Source organism: Streptomyces sp. MAI_2237 (assembly GCF_054189285.1).
On sequence record NZ_JAJPGQ010000009.1, the window covers coordinates 1,250,898 to 1,266,655 of the forward strand.

Annotated in this window: 15 protein-coding genes; 8 read left to right on the top strand and 7 right to left on the bottom strand. The window is 72.0% G+C overall.

The window, feature by feature from the left end; translation table 11 throughout:
* Positions 1–2: 2 nt before the first annotated feature.
* Together LN251_RS41135 and LN251_RS41140 are read right to left on the bottom strand one after the other, a co-directional pair.
* Positions 3–704, bottom strand: coding sequence for an SDR family oxidoreductase (locus LN251_RS41135; protein WP_458249232.1), 702 nt, complete (start codon positions 702–704; stop codon positions 3–5).
* 151 nt (positions 705–855) lie between these two features.
* Positions 856–1,461, bottom strand: a complete 606-nt coding sequence (locus LN251_RS41140) for a PadR family transcriptional regulator (protein ID WP_249840722.1) — start codon at positions 1,459–1,461, stop codon at positions 856–858.
* 194 nt (positions 1,462–1,655) lie between these two features.
* Between LN251_RS41140 and LN251_RS41145 the strand changes: the two genes are divergently transcribed.
* A complete protein-coding gene (locus LN251_RS41145; protein ID WP_458249233.1) occupies positions 1,656–3,029 on the top strand; it encodes a Tat pathway signal sequence domain protein in 1,374 nt (457 codons plus the stop codon).
* 172 nt (positions 3,030–3,201) lie between these two features.
* Here the strand turns inward: LN251_RS41145 and LN251_RS41150 are convergent, their stop codons facing one another.
* Together LN251_RS41150 and argG are read right to left on the bottom strand one after the other, a co-directional pair.
* Complete coding sequence (locus LN251_RS41150) at positions 3,202–4,302, bottom strand: NAD(P)/FAD-dependent oxidoreductase (protein WP_458249234.1); 1,101 nt, start codon at positions 4,300–4,302, stop codon at positions 3,202–3,204.
* A 225-nt stretch (positions 4,303–4,527) separates the two neighbouring features.
* Complete coding sequence (argG, locus tag LN251_RS41155; protein WP_458249543.1) at positions 4,528–5,982, bottom strand: argininosuccinate synthase; 1,455 nt, start codon at positions 5,980–5,982, stop codon at positions 4,528–4,530.
* Positions 5,983–6,048: 66 nt separating this feature from the next.
* Between argG and LN251_RS41160 the strand changes: the two genes are divergently transcribed.
* Positions 6,049–6,486, top strand: coding sequence for a VOC family protein (locus LN251_RS41160; RefSeq protein WP_458249235.1), 438 nt, complete (start codon positions 6,049–6,051; stop codon positions 6,484–6,486).
* Positions 6,487–6,510: 24 nt separating this feature from the next.
* On the opposite strand, the gene LN251_RS41165 is transcribed toward LN251_RS41160, so the two are convergent.
* The 3 genes from LN251_RS41165 to LN251_RS41175 all read right to left on the bottom strand — a co-directional run bounded on the left by LN251_RS41165 (position 6,511) and on the right by LN251_RS41175 (position 8,647).
* Positions 6,511–6,768 carry a hypothetical protein gene (locus LN251_RS41165; protein ID WP_458249236.1) on the bottom strand — a complete coding sequence of 86 codons (258 nt, stop codon included), beginning with the start codon at positions 6,766–6,768 and terminating at the stop codon, positions 6,511–6,513.
* A 92-nt stretch (positions 6,769–6,860) separates the two neighbouring features.
* Positions 6,861–7,967, bottom strand: a complete 1,107-nt coding sequence (locus LN251_RS41170; RefSeq protein WP_458249237.1) for a Gfo/Idh/MocA family protein — start codon at positions 7,965–7,967, stop codon at positions 6,861–6,863.
* Positions 7,937–8,647: a ThuA domain-containing protein gene (locus LN251_RS41175; RefSeq protein ID WP_458249238.1), complete on the bottom strand. Its 711-nt coding sequence runs from the start codon at positions 8,645–8,647 to the stop codon at positions 7,937–7,939. Before LN251_RS41175 ends, LN251_RS41170 begins: the two co-directional genes overlap by 31 nt.
* A gap of 111 nt (positions 8,648–8,758) precedes the next feature.
* On the opposite strand from LN251_RS41175, the gene LN251_RS41180 reads away from it, so the two are divergent.
* From LN251_RS41180 to LN251_RS41205, 6 genes are all read left to right on the top strand, one after another.
* Complete coding sequence (locus LN251_RS41180; RefSeq protein WP_458249239.1) at positions 8,759–9,148, top strand: VOC family protein; 390 nt, start codon at positions 8,759–8,761, stop codon at positions 9,146–9,148.
* A gap of 120 nt (positions 9,149–9,268) precedes the next feature.
* A complete protein-coding gene (locus tag LN251_RS41185) occupies positions 9,269–10,522 on the top strand; it encodes an EfeM/EfeO family lipoprotein (RefSeq protein ID WP_458249240.1) in 1,254 nt (417 codons plus the stop codon).
* Complete coding sequence (gene efeB / locus LN251_RS41190; protein WP_458249241.1) at positions 10,519–11,739, top strand: iron uptake transporter deferrochelatase/peroxidase subunit; 1,221 nt, start codon at positions 10,519–10,521, stop codon at positions 11,737–11,739. The genes LN251_RS41185 and efeB overlap by 4 nt, the downstream gene beginning before the upstream one ends.
* Positions 11,740–11,949: 210 nt before the next feature.
* Positions 11,950–13,827 carry a phospholipase C gene (locus LN251_RS41195; protein ID WP_458249242.1) on the top strand — a complete coding sequence of 626 codons (1,878 nt, stop codon included), beginning with the start codon at positions 11,950–11,952 and terminating at the stop codon, positions 13,825–13,827.
* Between the two features lie 172 nt (positions 13,828–13,999).
* Positions 14,000–14,485 carry a cation:proton antiporter regulatory subunit gene (locus LN251_RS41200; protein WP_351463826.1) on the top strand — a complete coding sequence of 162 codons (486 nt, stop codon included), beginning with the start codon at positions 14,000–14,002 and terminating at the stop codon, positions 14,483–14,485.
* A gap of 3 nt (positions 14,486–14,488) precedes the next feature.
* The gene (locus tag LN251_RS41205; protein ID WP_458249243.1) at positions 14,489–15,727 is read left to right on the top strand and encodes a cation:proton antiporter; all 1,239 of its coding nucleotides are present in this window, start codon (positions 14,489–14,491) and stop codon (positions 15,725–15,727) included.
* Positions 15,728–15,758: the final 31 nt, after the last annotated feature.

Below are 15,758 nucleotides of genomic sequence, written 5' to 3' on the forward strand. Positions count from 1 at the left end.
CGTTACTGCGCCAACTGCGGGTAGAGGTCCGCGAGTTCTCCGGACAGGGCCGCCTTCACCTGCCGCGACAGGTCGTCGGCGAGCACCTCGTACGCGTCGTTCTCGACGCCGTCGAGGGCGAGCGCGGCGACGTCGCGGGCGGTGGACTTGGGCGCGTCGATGCGCGCGGTGAGGTCGGTGTCCACGTATCCGACGTGCAGACCGGTCACCGCGATGCCGCGCGGACGCAGCTCAAGGCGCAGGGAGTTGGTCTGCTGCCACAGGGCGGCCTTGGACGCGCTGTAGGAACCGGCGTTGCCCAGCCAGGACAGCACGGAGTGGACGTTGAGGACGTGTCCGCCGCCGTTGCGTTCGAGGACCGGCACGAAGGCGCGGGTGACCAGGAGCGGCCCGTAGAAATTGATCTCGAACTCGCGGCGCACGTCCTCCACCGGGGTGGTCAGGAAGGGGCCGCCGACGGAGACTCCGGCGTTGTTGACCAGGACGGTGACGTCCTGGGCCTGTGCCACGGCGGCCGCCACCGACTGCGGGTCGGTGACCTCCAGCGCCAGAGGGACGGCGTCGGGGTGCGTCACCGTGCGCGGGTCGCGGGCCGTGGCGTACACCTTCGCGGCGCCGCGCGCGTACAGCTCCTCCACCAGTGCCTTGCCGATGCCCCGGCTGCCGCCGGTGACGAGAACGACTGCGTCCTTGATCGCGGTCATGACTGACTCCCAGTTCGATGATCTCGGTAAACCGATCGGTTTCCACTCACTGTAAACCGATCGGTTTCCTCTCTCAAGGCAGCCGGGTGAGCCGACGGTCACACTCGACCGCCGGCTGTGGAGGGCATACGTGAGGTTCCTCAGGCTCCGCTCATCGGCGGGCGTCGGCGCGCGCCTGCGACCGCCGCAGCGTCCGCGCCCGGCCGTCGAGGCGCCGGAGAGCCGCCTCTCCCCACTGCACATTGGCCCGCTCCAGCGCCAGGCCGCCCAGGAGGGTGAGATAGGGGCCGATGCGTTCGGCCCGGGCGAAGAACTCGTCCTCGTCCCGCCCGTCGAGCAGCCGCTCCCGCAGCCGCTCGTACCGGGCGAGCTTGGCCGTGGCCCGCTCGACGCGCTCGGCGACCGCGGCCCGTACGGCATCGACGGCCTCGGCGTCGGCGATGTCGACGCACTGCACCCTGACCATCAGCTCGTCGCGGATCGCCAGGGGCTTGGCCGGGGCGTCCAGGACGTAGTCGCGCAGGACCTCGTAGCCCGCCTCGGTGAGCGAGAACAGCCTTTTGTTGGGGCGGCGTTCCTGGTGGACGACCCGCGCCGAGACCAGCCCCTCGCTCTCCATGCGCTCCAGCTCCCGGTAGAGCTGCTGCGGGGTCGCCATCCAGAAGTTGGCGACGGACGCCTCGAAGCCCTTGGCGAGGTCGTAGCCGGACGCCTCGCCCTCCAGGAGCGCGGCCATCACCGCGTTGCGCAATGCCATCGGCCCAAATTACACCGCGTCGACTCATCGACACGGCGGCCGCCCACCGGCGGCGGACAGGGCCGGCGCACCCGGCCGCCCAACCGATTCCCGCGTGACAGGCGTTGACCGGACACCCCCTCCACAGCACAATGAGCGCGCATCCTTGAGAGCGCTCTCAAGAGTCGCTCACTCCCACACTCCCGAGGAGATCCATGACCGGCAGCCACGGCCCCGGCCTCAGCCGACGCGCGCTCATCGGCACCGGACTCGGCGTCGGCGCCGCGGTCCTCACCACGGGCGGGACGGCGACGGCGGCGAACCGCACGACCTCCGCCCCACGCCGGGCGTCCGGCTTCCTCGCCGCCGCCATGGACGCCTACCCCGAACAGGGCACGATCCGGCTGGCGCAGAGCTACACCGACCAGGCCGGTCTGTTCAGCACCGCGTTCACCTACGACAACGCGCTCGTGATCCTCGCGCTCCTGGCCACCGGCACGGCCGACGGCCGTTCACGGGCGACGGAGCTGGGCGACGCGCTGCTCTACGCCCAGGCCCACGACCCCGCCCATGACGACGGCAGGCTGCGGCAGGCCTACAACGTCGGGCCGTACACCTTCTTCGACGGTTCACCGCAGCCGGACGGCTTCGTGCGGGCGGACGGAACGGTCAACGTGGGCAGCCAGTTCGGCTTCACCGGCACCGCCGTGGGCGACATGGCGTGGGCCGGGATCGCGCTGAGCACCCTCGCCGCACGGACCGGCCGACTGCGCTTCCTCACCGGTGCCGTGCGGATCGGCGAGTGGATCGAGCGCGTCGGCCGCACCGACGAGCCGCTCGGCGGCTACAAGTTCGGCGTGAACGGCGCCGACGAGAAGCTGCCCTTCACCTCGACCGAGCACAACACCGACCTGGTCGGCCTGTTCGGCCGGCTCGCCCGCCTGACGGGGGACAAGGTCTGGCTCGAACGGCGGGCGCGTGCGGCGGCCTTCGTGCGCGAGATGTGGGAGCCGTCCGGCGGCTTCTTCTACACCGGCACGAACGACGGCGTGACGATCAACAGGTCGCCGATCCCCGAGGACACCCAGACCTGGACCCACCTCGCCCTGCGCTCCCCCGCCCACTCCCGTTCGCTGGACTGGGCCGCCACCGAACTCGCCGTCCTGGACAGCGCCGAACGCCCCAACAGCACGGTGCCGCAGGGGCAGTCGTACGAGGGCGTCACCTTCAGCTCGGCCAGTCTGTCGGCGAACGAGGACGCCCCCATCGCGCCGTGGCAGCCCAAGCCCGACCGCAACGGCGTCTGGTTCGAGGGCACGGCCCACCTGGCGCTGGCCCTGCGCTGTCGCCGGGCCCCCGGTGACGGGGCGCGGGCTCGCCGGCTGCTCGCCTCGATCGAGCGCGCGCAGGAACTGCTCGGCGGCGGCCAGACCCTTGGCGGCGGGGCGGTTCCCGAGGGCTCGGGTGTCGTCTCGGCGAGCAGCCCGATCGACACCGGTTTCGGGTTCGGCTACTACCCCTACCGACACACCGGGGCCACCGCCTGGTACCTGCTGGCGGCGACGCGCGTGAACCCCCTGTCGGCCTGAGCGCCGGTGCCGGGCGCGAGGCTCAGGCGGTGTAGCCGAGCTGCGGCGACGCGCGTGAACCCCCTGTCGGCCTGAGCGCCGGTGCCGGGCGCGAGGCTCAGGCGGTGTAGCCGAGCTGCGGCGACGCGCGTGAACCCCCTGTCGGCCTGAGCGCCGGTGCCGGGCGCGAGGCTCAGGCGGTGTAGCCGAGCTGGCGCCGCATGTACGGCGTCATGAGGGTCTTCGCCTTGACCAGTACGGAGGTGCGGGCGCCGAGGACGGCGCTCGCGCCGGGCACCGGCACGATGGTCAGTCCGTCGCCCGCGCCGAACGGCACGATGATCGGGGTGCGGTGGACGGGCCGGTAGAGGCGGGGTTCCCTGCGGTGCCTGCCGGCGCTGTTGAGGTGGGTGCGGATGTTCCAGGCGGCGAGGTCGGCCTGTGCGAGGGCGGCCGGGGTGATCTTGAGTTCGGTGGCGTCGTTGACGTCGCCGACCGCGAAGACGTCCCGCCGTCCCTCGACGCGGAGGGTGCGGTCGACCCTCACGTGCCCGGCGGCGTTGAGCCAGTCGCCGTGCCCGCCGAGGCGCAGCCAGAGGGTGTTGGGCGTGGTGCCGGTGGCCCAGAAGGACAGGTCGGCGGAGAGGACGTTGCCGCGTGCGTCGCGGTAGGTGCCGAAGTCGTTGCCGGGCGACATGAAGGAGTCGAGCCGTACCTCCACGTCGTGGTCCTCCAGCCAGGCCCGCGCCCGGCGTCCGGCGCGCTCGACGCCGGTATTGTGCAGGAGTTCGGTGCCGGAGTGGGCGAGGGTGATCCGGACGTCCGGCCGGGCCAGGCGTATCTCGGCGCTGAGTTCGACCCCGGAGGGGCCGCCGCCGACGACCAGGACGTGGTCGGCGCCGGCGATCTTCTGCTGGTGCTCGGCGAAGGTCTTGAGGGTCTCCTCGGTGGTGGTTCCCGTGAACCGGGCCGGTTCGGGGTAGTCGGCGCCGGTGGCGATCACGACCACGTCGTACGGCAGCCGCTCCCCCGTCGCCAGGACGACCTCACGCGCGCCGGTATCGATCCGCAGGGCCTTGCCCACCACCACCCGGCCGTTGGCCAGCAGGCGGTCGTAGGGGATGAAGGGGGTCACCGACCACTCCGGGCGCACACCGGCCCGCAGCGAGGCGATGCGGTGGAAGAAGACGTCCTTGCGGTCCACCAGCGTGACCCGCGCGGTCGCGTCCAGTCGTCTGGCCACGCGGACGCCCGCGTAGCCGCCACCGATCACCACTATGTCGCTGTCGTGCACAACGACTCTCCTGTGCCTGCTCGTGGGGAAGCGAGCAGCCGGACACGTGGGGCTTCCTCGGCCACTCGGACTGGCGACGAGCGTAGCGCTTGAACTCTAAAGCTTCCATGGAGGCGTGTGCGCATTGTGTGAAGCGTGACGGGGGCGCGCACGCCCCCTCTCCTACGCCGGAAGGCCGGCCCGGCGCCTTTCCGCGCGGGGCCGGCCTTCGTCCGGCTGCCGCCGTCAGTCCGTGCCGGACTCCATCGCGGCACGGTCCAGCAGCGCCTCGTCCTCGGAGACCTCGCCGCGGGAGGCGATGGCCTCGGCGCCGCCCTCGGGCAGCTCCGGCATGGTGCCGATGAGCCCGGTCGCGGCGGCCTGGGAGGCGCCGATGGTGGGGCTGCCGGTGCCGATCAGGCCGAGGCCGACGTACTGCTCCAGCTTGGCGCGGGAGTCGGCGATGTCGAGGTTGCGCATGGTGAGCTGGCCGATGCGGTCGACGGGACCGAACGCGGAGTCCTCGGTGCGCTCCATCGACAGCTTGTCCGGGTGGTAGCTGAACGCCGGGCCCGTGGTGTCGAGGATCGAGTAGTCCTCGCCGCGCCGCAGCCGCAGGGTGACCTCGCCGGTGATCGCCGAGCCGACCCAGCGCTGCAGCGACTCGCGGATCATCAGCGCCTGCGGGTCAAGCCAGCGGCCCTCGTACATCAGCCGGCCGAGGCGACGGCCCTCGTTGTGGTACTGGGCGAGGGTGTCCTCGTTGTGGATGGCGTTGACCAGCCGCTCGTAGGCCGCGTGCAGCAGGGCCATGCCGGGGGCCTCGTAGATGCCGCGGCTCTTGGCCTCGATGATGCGGTTCTCGATCTGGTCGGACATGCCCAGGCCGTGCCGGCCGCCGATGGCGTTGGCCTCCATGACCAGGTCGACGGCCGAGGCGAACTCCTTGCCGTTGATCGTCACCGGGCGGCCCTGGTCGAAGCCGATCGTCACGTCCTCGGGTGCGATCTCGACGGTGGGGTCCCAGAAGCGGACGCCCATGATGGGCTCCACGGTCTCGATGCCGGTGTCCAGGTGCTCCAGCGTCTTGGCCTCGTGCGTGGCGCCCCAGATGTTGGCGTCGGTGGAGTACGCCTTCTCCGTGCTGTCGCGGTAGGGCAGGTCGTGCGCGACCAGCCACTCCGACATCTCCTTGCGGCCGCCGAGCTCGGTGACGAAGTCCGCGTCCAGCCACGGCTTGTAGATCCGCAGCTTGGGGTTGGCGAGCAGGCCGTAGCGGTAGAACCGCTCGATGTCGTTGCCCTTGAACGTCGAGCCGTCGCCCCAGATCTGGACGTCGTCCTCGAGCATGGCCCGCACCAGCAGCGTGCCGGTGACGGCACGGCCGAGCGGCGTGGTGTTGAAGTAGGCGCGACCGCCGGAGCGGATGTGGAACGCGCCGCAGGTCAGTGCGGCCAGGCCCTCCTCGACCAGCGCCGCGCGACAGTCGACCAGGCGCGCGATCTCGGCACCGTAGTTCTTCGCGCGACCGGGCACCGAGGCGATGTCGGGCTCGTCGTACTGGCCGATGTCGGCGGTGTAGGTGCACGGGACGGCGCCCTTGTCGCGCATCCACGCGACGGCGACGGAGGTGTCGAGGCCGCCGGAGAAGGCGATACCGACGCGCTCGCCGGCGGGCAGGGAGGTGAGGACCTTGGACATAGGAAGAGTATGCATGATGGCGCATGGTCATGCAAAGCCGGGTCGCGGAACCGATACGGTCCGGCCATGACAGCCAGAATCGATCTCACCCTCGACTGCGCGGACGCCCCGCTCCTGGCCCGCTTCTGGAAGACGGCACTGGGTTACGTCGACGAGCCGCCGCCCCCTCCGTTCGCCACCCGTGCGGAGTGGCTGGCCCACTTCGACCCGGCGGAGGACGAGTCGGCGGACGACGGCGCGTGGCTCTGCGCCCCCGACGGCACCGGCCCCCGGCTGTCCATCCTCAAGGTGCCCGAGCCCAAGACGGCGAAGAACCGGCTCCACATCGACATCCGGATGCCGGGACACGGCGGCCCCGAGGAGCGGTGGGCACGGATCAGGACGGAGGCCGAGCGGCTGGTGGCGGCCGGTGGGCGCGTCCTTCAGGAGTTCGACGGGCACCACATCGTGATGGCCGACCCGGAGGGCAACGAGTTCTGCGTCGCCGCCGCCTCCGCGGACTGATCCCTCACCGCAGGTCGAGCCGCATCAGCACGCGGGGAAGTCCGCCCAGCGCCGTCGCGCGAGTCTGCGGCCCTGCCCGCGCAGCTCCTCTCGTGAACCGGCCGCCGTGCCCGCGGTGTTGAGGAACAGGGCCACCGTGTTGGTGACGTTGGCGGACACGGGCGGCAGGCCGGCGGCCAGCGGAGCCGGGTAGCCGAAGAGCGAGGCGAGGCCGGCGATCGACCCCGCCAGTCCCGAGGCGACGCCCGCCACGGCGAGCGGCACGGCGAAGCCGGCGGACACGGCGGGGTCCCTTCAGGAGGCGGACGCGGACGCCTCACCCTCGCCGACGCTGGTTCCGCATGCAAGACGCTGTCTACACAGAGGGACAGGTGTCAGGCTAGTCGCCAGGACGCCTGCCAGGCCTCGATCGGGGTCAGCGGCACCGGCGCGGGCCGTTCCGCCGTGGTCTCCAGCGTCACGCGGCGGCCCTCGGCCGCCGACCGCAGAAGGGCGGTCATCGTCTCCAGGACGTGCAGGGCGAGTTCGCCGCCCGCGCGCGGCCGGCCGCCGTGAAGGAGGTCGAGCAGGCCGACGCCCCGGCTGCCGCCGGCGTACCCCGCCGACGGTTCGAGCTCGTGCCAGTCGGTCCCGCCCAGCGCGAAGTGGCTGACCCGGCCGTCGAAGTGGTTCGGGTCGGGGACCGCGAGCGTGCCCGTCTCGCCGTGGACCTCGATCGGGGCGGACGTGGTCGCGACGCCGTCGAAGCTCGTGGTGAGAGTGGACAGGGCGCCGTTGTCGTGTTCGAGGACACCGGAGACATGGGTGTCCACCGCGACCGCGATCCGCTCCCCCGCACGCGGCCCGCTGCCGATGACGCGCGCGTCGCGCAGCCGGGCGGCCGCTCCGGTCACCGCCCGGACCGGGCCGAGGAGTTGCACGAGGGCGGAGATGTAGTAGGGCCCCATGTCCAGCAGCGGGCCGCCGCCCTGGGCGTAGTAGAAGTCGGGCTGGGGGTGCCAGCGTTCGTGTCCCGGTGTGACCATGACGGCCTGCGCGGCGAGCGGGCGGCCGACGAGCCCCTTGTCGAGGGCGGCGCGGGCCGTCTGGATGCCCGTGCCCAGGACCGTGTCCGGAGCGCAGCCGACCAGCGTCCCGGCCTTCACGGCGGCCTCGACGACGGCCTTCCCGCCGGGGAAGGTGTCGGCCAGCGGCTTCTCCGTGTACACGTGCTTGCCGCGCGCGATGGCGGCGAGGGCGACGTCGGCGTGAGCGGCGGGGGTGGTGAGGTTGAGCACCGTCTGTATGTCGGGTGCGTCGAGCAGTGCCTCGACGCCGGACTGCCGCGCGCCGGGCAGCTGTCGGGCGACCTCCTGCGCGCGGGAGGCGTCGAGGTCGGCGACCGCGACGACCTCGACGTCGGGGTGCGGCGCGAGGGTGTCGAGGTAGGCGCGGGATATGAAGCCGAGTCCTACGATGCCGATGCGGTGCGCGTCGCCCACAGCATTCCCCTCTCTACGACGTTGCGGACGCTGGGGTGTTGCAGTACGTCGAGACTGTGCCCCGGCGTCGCGACGACGACGCGTCCGGCACCCCAGCGGCGGGTCCAGACGGCGGGCGAGGTCACCGGGCGGTGCCAGGGTTCGTACGGCCGCACCGGATGGGTGGTGGTGGCCAGGACGTCGATCAGGTCGTCGTGGAGCACCCAGTACTGCTCGGTCTCCAGCTCGAAGTCGGCCAGCCCGGCGGTGATCGGGTGGGTGCGGCCCGCCTCGGTGAACCGCACGCTGTGGGGCAGGAAGTTGTCCTCCGCCTCTCCCCGTCGCTCGCAGGGCTCCTTGCCGGGATGGGTGGCGAACTGGCCGCCGACCAGATGCAGATAGTCCGACGAGGCGCGGAAGGAGTCGGCGATGCCGCCGTGCCAGCCGGTGAGGCCGGTGCCGGCGACGACGGCCGCGCCGAGACCGGCCAGCTGCTCCGGCGAGATCTCCGACATGGTGACGCACTGCACGACCAGGTCGGTGCGCTCCATCTCGGCGCTGTCGCCGTAGACCTCGGTCGACTCCTCGACCCTCACCTCGTAGCCGTTGTCCCGGAGGAAGGGGAGGAACAGCTCGGTGGCCTCGACCGGCCGGTGCCCCTCCCACCCGCCCCGGACCACCAGGGCCCTCTTCTGCACCATGACCACTCCCTCGTACGGCAACTCCTCTCGTTCTACCGGCCCCTGCGGGCACGTACACATGAACGACTCCGGCGTCCGGCATACGGGCGTCCCGCTTGAGAGGATCAGGGCATGGCGGACACACCTCTGCGGATCAATGCCCTCATCGTCGACGCCGCCGACCCCGAACGCCTCGCCGCGTTCTGGTCGGAGCTGCTCGGCCGCCCGGTCGTGGGCCGCACGGGCCCGTACGTCTGGCTGCGGCGGGACGCGGACCTGGGACTGGGTTTCCAGCGCACGACGGCGCCCAAGGCGGGCAAGAACCGGATGCACTTCGACGTGACCTCGCCCGACCCGGCGGCGGAGCGACAGCGGATCGAACGGCTCGGCGGGCGCAGCCTGGAGCAGTATGCGGAGGGCGGGTTCCTGGTGATGGCCGACCCCGAGGGCAACGAGTTCTGCGTCATCCCGGAGGGCCCCTTCGAGATCGACGACGCAGGGCGGGCGGACTACCTCGGGTGAACACTGGCCGAATTCTGGCCCTGTACCCGGTCAGGACCTGGTCAGAGGGGAGACCGCCGTTCCCGGACCTGCCTAGGATCAACCGGTCGCCCCGCTCGTACGACCCTCAGGAGGCCCGGCGTGCCCCGAGCCGCGGTCGGCGCCGGCACCGCAACCGGTGACGCGCCCGTCCCTCCCCCGCCCGCGCGGCGGCGCACCGCGCTGCTCACCGGCGGCGTGCTGGCCCTCGCCGCGGCCGCGGTCGCCGGACTGCTGGTGGCCCGCGGCTCCGGCAGCCGGCCCGCGGCGGCGACGGCCGACGGGCTGCGGCACACCTCCGTGGAGGTCACGCCCGCCGGCTGCGGGCGCGGCTGGAGCCACCCCGTGGGCGGCCGTCAGGTCTTCGACCTGCACAACACCTCCAGCACGGCGGCGGAGGTCGACCTGACCGACCCGAGGACGGGCGCGGTCTACGGCGAGGTGGAGGGCCTGGCCCCGGGCACCGTCCGCCCGCTACGGGTGACGCTCGGCAACGGCACGTACGCCTTCAAGTGCCTGCCCGACGACGCCGACGCCGTCACCGGCCCCACCGTGCGCATCACGGGCGCGAAGGCGAGGAGCGGCCCGGCCGCGGTGCCGGTCACCCAGCAGGACCTCATCCCGCCGACCCTCGCCTACCAGAAGTGGATTCAGGCCCGCACCGTCGAACTGGAGCGCAGGACGGACGTGCTGCGGGACGCCGTCGACCGCGGCGACCTCGCGGCGGCGCGCGCGGCCTGGCTGCCCGCGCACCTGGTGTACGAACGGATGGGCGCCGCGTACGGCACCTTCGGGGACGCCGACGGGCAGATCAACGGCACCACCGCCGGGCTGTCCGGGGGCGTCCACGACAAGGACTTCACCGGCTTCCACCGGGTCGAGTACGGCCTGTGGCACGGGGAGTCGGCGCGTTCTCTGCGCGGCCCCGCCGACCGGCTGGCCGAGGCCGTCCACGCGCTGCGCGCCCGCTGGCCCGACGAGCGGATGGACCCGGCGGACGTCGGGCTGCGCGCGCACGAGATCCTGGAGAACACCGTGCAGTTCGAGCTGACCGGCCGCACCGACTACGGCAGCGGCACCAACCTGGCGACGGCCCGCGCCAACCTGGACGGCACCCGGGTGCTCCTCGGCCACCTGCGTCCCCTGCTCGAATCCCGCGACAACGGCCTGCCCGGCCTCGACTCCTGGCTGGAGCGCACCCAGCGGCTGCTGGACTCCTTCCGGCACGGCGCGCGTTGGACGCCCCTGGCCGGGCTGACCCGCACCCAGCGCGAGACCGTCGACGCGGACCTGGGCGAACTGGTGGAGCGGCTCGCCGACGTGGCCGCCCTGACCGACGTACGGAGGACCGCGTGAAGCCCGTCAGCAAAGTCGGCCGCCGGGGTTTCCTGACAGGCGCGGCGGCCGTGGCCGGCGCCGGACTCGTGGCCGCCGACCGGGGAGCCGCCTCGGCCACACCGTCCCAGGAGAGCGGCCGGATCCCCTTCCACGGCCGCCATCAGGCCGGCATCCTCACCCCGGCGCAGCGCGCCACGGCGTTCGTCTCCTTCGACGCGACCGCGCGCGACCGCGCCGAACTGGGCGACGCGCTGCGCGCGCTCACCGACCGGGCCCGTTTCCTGACCACCGGCGGCAGCCCGGACGAGCCGGGCATCACCGCCCCGCCCGCCGACTCGGGCACCCTCGGCCCGGAGGTGCCCGCGGACCGGCTGACCGTCACCGTCGGCGTCGGCGCCTCCCTGTTCGACGACCGCTACGGGCTGACGGCCCGCAGGCCGCAGCGGCTGACGGCCATGCCGTCTTTCCCGGACGACGACCTCGACGCCGACTGGTGCCACGGCGACCTCAGCGTGCAGTTCTGCGCGGACAGTCCGGACACCGTCCTGCACGCGCTGCGCGATGTCGCCCGGCACACCAGGGGCGCTCTGCAGGTGCGGTGGCGCATGGACGGTTTCGTCAGCCCGCCGCGCCCGTCCGGAACGCCGCGCAACCACTTCGGTTTCAAGGACGGCATCGCCAACCCGGACGTCACCGACGCGCGGGAGACGGACCGGCTGGTGTGGGTCGGCGCGGGCTCGCGTGAGCCGGACTGGGCGGCGGGCGGCAGCTACCAGGTCGTACGGCTGATCCGGATGCTGGTGGAGTTCTGGGACCGGGTCTCGCTCGCCGAGCAGGAGCGGATGTTCGGGCGCGCCCGCGACACCGGCGCCCCGCTGGACGGACGGCACGAGAAGGACGTCCCGCAGTACGCGCAGGACCCCAAGGGCGACGTCATCCCGCTGGACAGCCATATCCGCCTGGCCGACCCCCGCACCACGGCCACTGCCGACCAGCGCATCCTGCGCCGCGGCTACAACTACGACCGGGGCGTGGACGGCAACGGCAACCTCGACATGGGTCTGCTGTTCTGCTGCTACCAGCAGGACCTGGCGCGGCAGTTCGAGGCCGTGCAGAAGCGGCTGGCCGGTGAGCCGCTCGTCGACTACGTCTCCCCGTTCGGCGGCGGCTACTTCTTCGCCCTGCCCGGCGTCCGGGACGGCTCCGACTGGTACGGGCGCGGGCTGCTGGCCTGATCTCGCGGTTGTGGGTCAAGGGCGTCTCAAGAGACCATGAGGATTTCCTGACCGAACATTCGCGCGCATGTCATTGCCGCTCATCCGACCCGCCGCAACGATTGCCGAAGATCCGACCGTAGTTGCCCTGACCATCGATGTCGGGGCGGCGAAACGCAGTGCTCTCGGAAGCATGGTCTCTGAAGCAGTGTCCTCGGAAGGCGAGACAGCATGATCGGTACAGGAAGAACGACAAGTGCCCGGCGCGGCCTGAGCCGTGTGAGCGCCCTGCTGGGCGCGGCGGCGCTGGCGACGGCGGGCGGCGCCGTTCCGGCCACGGCGGCCGCGGCGGGCGGCCACGGCCCCCACACCGCGACACCGATCAAGCACGTGGTGGTGATCTACGACGAGAACATCTCGTTCGACCACTACTTCGCCACCTACCCCAAGGCGGCCAACACCGACGGCACCCCGTTCAAGGCCGCGGGGCACACCCCGAAGGTCGACAACCTGCTCACCGCCGGGCTGCTGAAGAACAACCCGAACCTGTACGCGCCCAAGCGGCTGGCCAGTTCGCAGGCCATGACCTGCGACCAGAACCACTCCTACGGCCCCGAGCAGTACGCGGCCGACAACGGCAAGGCCGACAAGTACGTCGAGAACACCGAGGTCAGCAAGTGCAGCGGCGGCCTGTTCGGTGAACCCGGCCTGGTGATGGACTACTACGACGGCAACACTGTCACGGGTCTGTGGAACTACGCCCAGCACTACGCCCTCAACGACCGTTCCTTCAGCTCGGTCTACGGCCCCTCCACGCCCGGCGCGCTCAACCTGGTCTCCGGCCAGACCCACGGCGTGATCTCCGTCGACCCGGCCTCCGGCACCGAGAACCCGAAGCAGACGGCGACCCCGGACCCGTACACGGTCCTCTCCCCGAACGCCCAGGGTGTCGGCACGCTGATCAACGACCCCGACCCGGCCTTCGACGACTGCTCCGGCAAGGACCACACCAGCACCAACGCGCTCGCCGCGATGCAGGGCAAGAACATCGGTGACCTGCTCAACGCCAAGCACGTCAGCTGGGGTTGGTTCCAGGGCGGCTTCCGGCCGAGCACCGCGTGGGACGGCCAGAGCGGCCACTACGCGAAGTGCGACACCACGCACACCAACGTCGGCGGCGCCTCGGTCGTCGACTACAGCCCGCACCACTCGCCGTTCGAGTACTACAAGTCGACGTCCAACCCGCACCACCTCGCGCCGAAGAACGTCGCCGAGATCGGGCACGCCGGCCGCGCCAACCACAACTACGACCTGGCCGACTTCGACGCCGCCCTGAAGGCCGGCAACCTGCCCGCCGTCAGCTTCCTGAAGGCCGCCGAGTACCAGGACGGACACGCCGGTTACTCCGACCCGACCGACGAGCAGCACTTCCTGATCAAGGAGATCAACGCGCTGCAGAAGTCGCCGCAGTGGAGGTCGACCGCGGTCGTGGTCGCCTACGACGACTCCGACGGCTGGTACGACCACGTCACCTCCAAGGTCCTCAACGGCTCCAAGGACTCCACCACCGGCTCCAACGGCAAGGCGCTGGACAGCCCGATGTGCCAGTCCGGGCCGGCCGCCGCGGGTGGCTACGCGGACCGCTGCGGGCCGGGCACCCGGCAGCCGCTGCTGGTCATCTCGCCCTACAGCAAGGTGAATTCGGTCGACCACACGGCCACCGAGCAGACGTCGATCACACAGTTCATCGAGAACAACTGGGGCACCGGCCGCATCGGTGACGCCTCCTTCGACCGGCGGGCGGGCAGCCTGAGCGGCATGTTCGACTTCCGGCACCCCAACGGCAAGCAGGTGCTGCTGAACGCGGACGGCTCGGTGAAGTCCGTGAAGCCGATCCCGCACCACTACGCGCAGACGGCCTCGTCCGCGTCCACGCATGCGCCGTACCCGGCGTACGTGCAGGACCTCAAGGCCCAGAACGTGGCCGACGCGAGCTCCGCCTCCCCGGCCCTGCCGATCGCCCTGACCGCCGGCGTCGTCACCGCCGGCGCGCTCGCCACGGGCTTCGCACTGCGCCGCCGCAGGAGCAACGCCTCCGTCGCCGGGTAACTCCCGGACGCGGAAGCACAGGTGAGGGCCCCGGCCGGGCGACGGCCGGGGCCCTCCGCGCTGCCCGGAGCCGATGTGACGTGACCCTTCGGTAATGGAAGGGTAAAGGCAGCAGATTAGGGTAGGTGGGCCGAACGATCACCGCGCTTCCGCCGCCGAAGGGATACCAGACATGGGCGCACCACGCCTGAGCAGCACGCCTCTTCCGGGGATCGGCGTCCGCTACGACATGACGACCCGGGACCGGCAGCCGCTGTCGGTGGTGGCGCACCGCGACGGCGACCGGACGTTCAGCGTCTACCGCAGGGACGACCCCGACGCCTGTGCCCTGTCCGTACGGCTCACCGCGGGAGAGGCGGCCGCCCTCGTCGGCGCGCTGCTGCCCGACCACCACACGCCGAACCTGCTGTCCACCACGGATCTGGGCCTGGTGGCGGAGCGCATCGAGCTGTCGGCCACGTCGTACTGGAACGGCCGGGTCCTCGGCGAGACCCGTATGCGTACCGAGACCGGCGTCTCCGTGGTGGCCGTCCTGCGCAGGGCGGAGGCGATCCCCTCCCCCACGCCCGACTTCCGTCTCGCGGGCGGTGACACGCTCATCGTGATCGGCACCCGCGAGGGCGTGGACGCGGCGGCGACGATACTCGGGCGGGAGTGAGCCGTGCACTCCTCCGCCACCTTCCTGACCGAGTTCGGTTCCATCATCCTCGCCCTCGGGCTGCTCGGGCGCCTGGCCGGGCGGCTGCGGTTCTCCCCGATCCCGCTCTACCTGCTGGCCGGGCTCGCCTTCGGCGAGGGCGGGCTGCTCCCGCTGGGCGCCAGTGAGGACTTCGTCGCCATCGGCGCGGAGATCGGCGTGATCCTCCTGCTGCTCATGCTCGGCCTGGAGTACACGGCCAGCGATCTGGTCTCCAACCTCAAGACCCACTATCCGGCCGGTCTCATGGACGCCGCGCTCAACGCCCTGCCGGGTGCCGCGGCGGCCCTGCTGCTGGGCTGGGGGCCGGTCGCCGCCGTCGTCCTCGCCGGGGTCACCTGGATCTCCTCGTCCGGCGTGATCGCGAAGGTGCTCGGAGACCTGGGCCGGCTCGGCAACCGGGAGACCCCGGTGATCCTGAGCATCCTGGTCCTGGAGGACCTCTCCATGGCCGTCTACCTGCCGATCGTCACGGCCCTGCTGGCCGGGGCGGGCCTGGCCGCGGGCAGCGTCACGCTGGCCGTCGCCCTCGGTGTCGCCGCCCTCGTCCTGGTGCTCGCGGTGCGCTACGGCCGCCACATCTCCCGGTTCGTCTCCAGCGACGACCCCGAGAAGCTGCTGCTGGTCGTCCTCGGGCTGACCCTGGTGGTGGCCGGGCTGGCCCAGCAGCTGCAGGTGTCGGCCGCCGTCGGCGCGTTCCTGGTCGGCATCGCCCTGTCGGGCGAGGTCGCCGAGGGCGCGCACGGGCTGCTGGCCCCGCTGCGGGACCTGTTCGCCGCGGTCTTCTTCGTCTTCTTCGGCCTGCACACCGACCCGGCGAGCATCCCGCCCGTCCTGCTGCCCGCTCTGGCCCTCGCGGTCGTCACCACGCTGACCAAGATCGGCACCGGTTACTGGGCCGCGCGCCGCGCCCATGTGTCCGTCCGGGGCCGCTGGCGGGCCGGCGGCACGCTCGTGGCCCGCGGCGAGTTCTCCATCGTCATCGCCGGGCTCGCCGTCACCTCAGGCATCGAGCCCTCCCTCGGCCCGCTGGCCACGGCCTACGTCCTCATCCTGGTCGTCCTCGGCCCGCTGACCGCGCGCTTCACCGAGCCCGTCGCCACCCGGCTGGCCGCCCTGCTCCGCACCCCCGCCGCGGCGCCGGCGGCCGGGACCGCCGAGCAGGACAGGACGGCCGACCCGGACACCGTCGCCCGCCCTTGACCGCCCGGCGCGGCGGTCACCGGACCGGCAG

Excerpts from the sequence above, each read along its gene's own strand:
- argG (WP_458249543.1), bottom strand. The coding sequence starts at position 5,982 with ATGTCCAAGGTCCTCACCTCCCTGCCCGCCGGCGAGCGCGTCGGTATC.
- LN251_RS41145 (WP_458249233.1), top strand. The coding sequence starts at position 1,656 with ATGACCGGCAGCCACGGCCCCGGCCTCAGCCGACGCGCGCTCATCGGC.
- LN251_RS41140 (WP_249840722.1), bottom strand. The coding sequence starts at position 1,461 with ATGGCATTGCGCAACGCGGTGATGGCCGCGCTCCTGGAGGGCGAGGCG.
- LN251_RS41135 (WP_458249232.1), bottom strand. The coding sequence starts at position 704 with ATGACCGCGATCAAGGACGCAGTCGTTCTCGTCACCGGCGGCAGCCGG.
- LN251_RS41180 (WP_458249239.1), top strand. The coding sequence starts at position 8,759 with ATGGCGGACACACCTCTGCGGATCAATGCCCTCATCGTCGACGCCGCC.
- LN251_RS41195 (WP_458249242.1), top strand. The coding sequence starts at position 11,950 with ATGATCGGTACAGGAAGAACGACAAGTGCCCGGCGCGGCCTGAGCCGT.
- LN251_RS41160 (WP_458249235.1), top strand. The coding sequence starts at position 6,049 with ATGACAGCCAGAATCGATCTCACCCTCGACTGCGCGGACGCCCCGCTC.
- LN251_RS41200 (WP_351463826.1), top strand. The coding sequence starts at position 14,000 with ATGGGCGCACCACGCCTGAGCAGCACGCCTCTTCCGGGGATCGGCGTC.
- LN251_RS41175 (WP_458249238.1), bottom strand. The coding sequence starts at position 8,647 with ATGGTGCAGAAGAGGGCCCTGGTGGTCCGGGGCGGGTGGGAGGGGCAC.